This is a genomic window from Falsiroseomonas oryziterrae (assembly GCF_021864505.1).
GTDB classification, from domain to species: Bacteria; Pseudomonadota; Alphaproteobacteria; order Acetobacterales; family Acetobacteraceae; genus Falsiroseomonas; species Falsiroseomonas oryziterrae.
Genome location: NZ_JAKJIB010000367.1, coordinates 1 through 3808, shown reverse-complemented (window position 1 = coordinate 3808; position 3808 = coordinate 1). Strand labels below are relative to the sequence as shown.

Below are 3808 nucleotides of genomic sequence, written 5' to 3'. Positions count from 1 at the left end.
CGTCGAAGCTGAGGCGAGTCAGGCTCTCGGGGCCGGACTCGATCACCGTGCAGGAGAGCAGGACGCCGGCGTCGCGCCGGGCGGCGAGCGGCAGGTCGGTGCGCGCCGACAGCGCCTCCACCGGGCCTCGATGCTGGTCCCGGCGTCGCAGCGGGCGCGGGCGCTGGCGCTCGTGCTGGCGGGGCTCACCGTCGCCTTTTCCTTCGGGATCCCGCTCGGGACGGCGATCGGCGGCGCCTTCGGCTGGCGCGCCTGCTTCGTCTTCGGCGGCGTGCTCGCGCTGGCCGCGGCGGTCGCCGTGCGGATCGGGCTGCCGCCCCTGCCCTCCACCGACCGCAGCGGCGCCGGCTCGGCGCGGCGGGTGCTGACGCGGCCCGTGCTCTTCGTGCTCGGGACGAACATGCTGGCCTTCAGCGGGCTCTTCTGCATCGCCGCCTATCTCGGCCCGATCGTCACCGCGAGCACGGGGATCGCCGGCGCGGGCATCGGCGCGATCCAGGCCTTCGTGGGCTTCGGCAGCATCGTCGGCATCTGGCTCGGCGGGCGGGAGATCGCGACGCCGCGCCTGCCCGTGGCACTCCTGCTGCTGCTGGCCGCGGCGCTGGCCGGCTATTCGGTGCTGCTCGGCCTCGACGCCGCAGCCTCGCACGCCGCGCCTCTCGCAGCGCTCGTCTTCACGGGCGCCGTCGCGCTGTTCGCGCTCGCGCCGCTGATCCAGACTCGGCTGATGACGCTCGCGCCCGAGGACCGCGCGGTGGCGCTCGGCCTGAACGGGGCGGTCGCGCTCGGCGGACAGGGCATCGGGGCCGCCTATGGCGGGGCAGTGATCGCCACCGCAGGGCTCGCCTGGACGGGGCTGGCGGGGAGCCTGCTGTGCATGCTCGGCGCAGCGCTGGCGTTGAGGGCATTCCGGCGCGGGTGAGGCTGCGGCCCCCACCCCGACCCTCTCCCGCTCCGCGGGAGAGGGAGAGGCACGCGTCGCCACCAGCGCCGCACTCTTCGTCAGCCTCGCGGCGCTACCAGCGCCGCACCTTTTGCTTGCCGCGCGGCGCTACCAGCGCCGCACGGGGCCGCAGTCGAGATGCATGAACCCGCTGCGCCGATAGAGGCCGACGCCGCCCAGTTGCAGATCCGCGGCGCGGCGCGCGACCTCCAGGCTGCTGCGGTCCGGCAGCCGGCAATCCGCCGCCATGCCCGACATGTGCAGCGACACGGTCGAGACACGGCGGCTCTGGCGAGAGCGCGCGGCGTTGGTCTCCGGCGTGCGGTAGCCGCTGACGACCTCCCAGGTCTCGCTGCTGTCCACCGCCTGCGCCACCGCCGCCATCACGTCGAACAGGCGCGGATCCATCGGCGTCGGCTCCGCCGCCGAGAGGTCGCGGAACACGATGTCGAGCTGCCGCAGCGCGTCGCGGTCGTAGCGGCCATTTCGCCAGTAGACGCCGTCGAAGCCTTCGTTGGTCACCTGCCGGCGGACGCGCAGGCTGCGCGTCGCGGTGCCCTGCGCCAGCACGGGCGAGGTGACGAGCGCCGCACCGCCGACGGCCGCGGCCAGGAAGCCGCGTCGTCCCGTGGTCGCGCCGAACCCACCGCGCGGCGCCACCTGCTCGGACCCGCAGCAGGGGCAGGCGGCGTCGTGGAACAGCCGCATCAGCGCGTCCCCGCGACAGCGGCCATCTGCGCGCGCGGCGGGTTCGCCATCGCACGGGCATAGGCCATGTCGAGGTCGTAGATGTCGGGCCTGACGCGCACGCGTCCTTCCTCCACGGTGACGGTTCGATAGGAGAGCAGCACGGGAAGCTGCCGGCGGATGGTGGTGGCGCTGGTCGCGCGGCTGTCGATCGCACGCTGCGCCCGCGCCAGGTCCCAGCCCGGCGTGCCCTCGAGCAGCAGCGCCATGAGGTCGTTCGGCCGCTCGAGCCGGATGCAGCCGGAGGAGAAGGCGCGGTCGGGCCGGCGGAACAGGTGCCGGTCGGGCGTGTCGTGCATGAAGATGTCGTCGCCGTTCGGCATGATGAACTTGATGCGGCCGAGCGCATTCGCGTCCCCCGCATCCTGGCGGACCACGAAGGGGAAGCGCTGGGCGTTGAACTGCGACCAATCCACGGTCCGCGGATCGACTTCAACCCGCTCGCCGTTCACGAACTGGAAGATGCGGAAGCCGCGTTCCATCACCGCCTGCGGGTCGCGCCGCAGCCGCGGCAGGATGTCCTCGCGCGCGTTGCGCTCCGGCACGCCCCAGGGTGGATTGAACTGTATGGCCGTCATCCGAACGCGCAGCATCGGCGTCTGCCGGTCGCGCCGGCCGACGATCACCGCCATGCCGAGGATCTCGCGCCCGTCCTCCGTCACCGAGAGGCGGTAGTCGGGGACATTGACCTCGATGCGGCGCTCGGCGGGTTCCGCCAGCGCGGCGCGGCGCATGTCGAGTGCCACGCGGAGCTGGTCCACCCGCGCCGATGCGGGCCGGTTCAGCAGGCCGATCGAGATGCGCCCGACGCGGCCATCCACCTCGAGCCCATTGGCCTGCTGCCAGCGCCGCACCGCCGCCTCCAGCGCCGGGTCGTAGAAGGCGCCGCGGTCGGGGGCGGCGGCCAGCACCGGATCCTCGACCGCCAGCCGCGCCCGCAGCGCAGGAACGCGGACCGCGTCGGTGCTGCCCGGCTCGATCGTCGCCTCGCCCGGGATGGTGCCCCAGCCGCGCCGGGCGATCGCCTTGGCGCGCGCCAACTCGGCCTTGAGGGCGGCAGCGTCGCGGGGCAGCAGCGCGGCGCGGTCGAGCACCGCGGCGGGGTCGGCGGATTCGGCGAGCTCCGCCTGCCAGCGCTCCACCCCGACCGAGGCCGCGTCGCGGCGGATGTCGGGCCGGCCGCGCAGCTCCGGCACGCGCCCGACGAGCAGGTCGCTGAGGGCCTGGGCGGCCGCGCGGTGCAGCCCGGCGCGATAGGCGGATGGGTCCGACGCGGCCAGCGCCACCTCGGGGATCCCGTAATGGCGAGGGTCCAGCCCGTCCTCGTCGAGCCGCCCGAGCCGTTCGGCCAGCCGCGCCGCGGCGGTGGCGTCAGCCGCGAGCGCCGGTGCGGCCGAGACGGCGCCGGCCGGCGATACGAAGCGGCCCGCGGCAAGGCCGAGGGCGGCGGCAAGCAGGGGTCGGCGGGCTGATCGCATGAATGCGAAATACAGGCCGGTCGGAGGCCTTGCCAAGCCGGAACGGCAGGCCTCAGCGGCCGCCGCTCACATCCAGCACCGCCCCGGTGACATAGGACGCCGCGCCGGAGGCCAGCCAGAGCACCGCCTCGGCCACCTCCTCCGGCGATCCGAGTCGCTGCATGGGCACGGTCGGCACGATGCGCCCGACCCGCTCCGGGATGCCGGCGCTCGCATGGATGGCGGTGTCGATCATGCCGGGCGCGACCGCGTTGACCCGCACGCCCTCGAGCGCGAGTTCCTTCGCCAGTCCGCGCACCAGCGGGTCCACCGCGCCCTTGCTCGCGGCGTAGTGCACGAATTCGAAGGGCGAGCCGAAGGCGGGCGCGCGCGAGCCGATGCAGACGATCGCACCCCCATGCCCGCCGCGCGAGGTCGCCATCCGCCGCGCCGCCTCGCGGCAGGCGGTGGCGAGCCCGAGCACATTGATCTCGAAGACCCGCCGCCAGGCCTCGTCGCTGCTGTCGAGGAAGGTCGAGGCCGGGCCGGTGGTGCCGGCATTGGCGACGAAGGCGTCGAGCCGGCCGAAGCGGGCGTCGAGCGCGGCGAAGGCGCCGCGCGTCGCCGCGGCGTCGGCGGCGTCGGCCTGGACAAGCTCGAC

The 3808-nt window shown here is 74.6% G+C and carries 4 protein-coding genes; 1 reads left to right on the top strand and 3 read right to left on the bottom strand.

Features of this window, described 5'->3' with window-relative positions; genetic code table 11:
* The first annotated feature begins 130 nt into the window (after nt 1-130).
* On the top strand, nt 131-922 hold the full coding sequence (locus L2I40_RS20260) for an MFS transporter (protein ID WP_237216986.1): 792 nt from the start codon (nt 131-133) through the stop codon (nt 920-922).
* 129 nt (nt 923-1051) lie between these two features.
* Here L2I40_RS20260 and L2I40_RS20255 read toward each other — a convergent pair whose 3' ends face one another.
* The 3 genes from L2I40_RS20255 to L2I40_RS20245 all read right to left on the bottom strand — a co-directional run.
* A complete protein-coding gene (locus L2I40_RS20255) occupies nt 1052-1651 on the bottom strand; it encodes a DUF882 domain-containing protein (RefSeq protein WP_237216985.1) in 600 nt (199 codons plus the stop codon).
* Nucleotides 1651-3168 (bottom strand): L,D-transpeptidase family protein, encoded by a 1518-nt coding sequence (locus L2I40_RS20250; RefSeq protein ID WP_237216984.1) that lies wholly within the window; start codon nt 3166-3168, stop codon nt 1651-1653. Before L2I40_RS20250 ends, L2I40_RS20255 begins: the two co-directional genes overlap by 1 nt.
* A gap of 52 nt (nt 3169-3220) precedes the next feature.
* Nucleotides 3221-3808 (bottom strand): SDR family oxidoreductase (locus L2I40_RS20245; protein WP_237216983.1); only part of this gene is annotated, 588 nt, incomplete at its 5' end.

What these genes read in the sequence shown, in the direction of transcription:
- L2I40_RS20255 (WP_237216985.1), bottom strand. Translation starts at nt 1,651, where the DNA reads ATGCGGCTGTTCCACGACGCCGCCTGCCCCTGCTGCGGGTCCGAGCAG.
- L2I40_RS20260 (WP_237216986.1), top strand. Translation starts at nt 131, where the DNA reads ATGCTGGTCCCGGCGTCGCAGCGGGCGCGGGCGCTGGCGCTCGTGCTG.
- L2I40_RS20250 (WP_237216984.1), bottom strand. Translation starts at nt 3,168, where the DNA reads ATGCGATCAGCCCGCCGACCCCTGCTTGCCGCCGCCCTCGGCCTTGCC.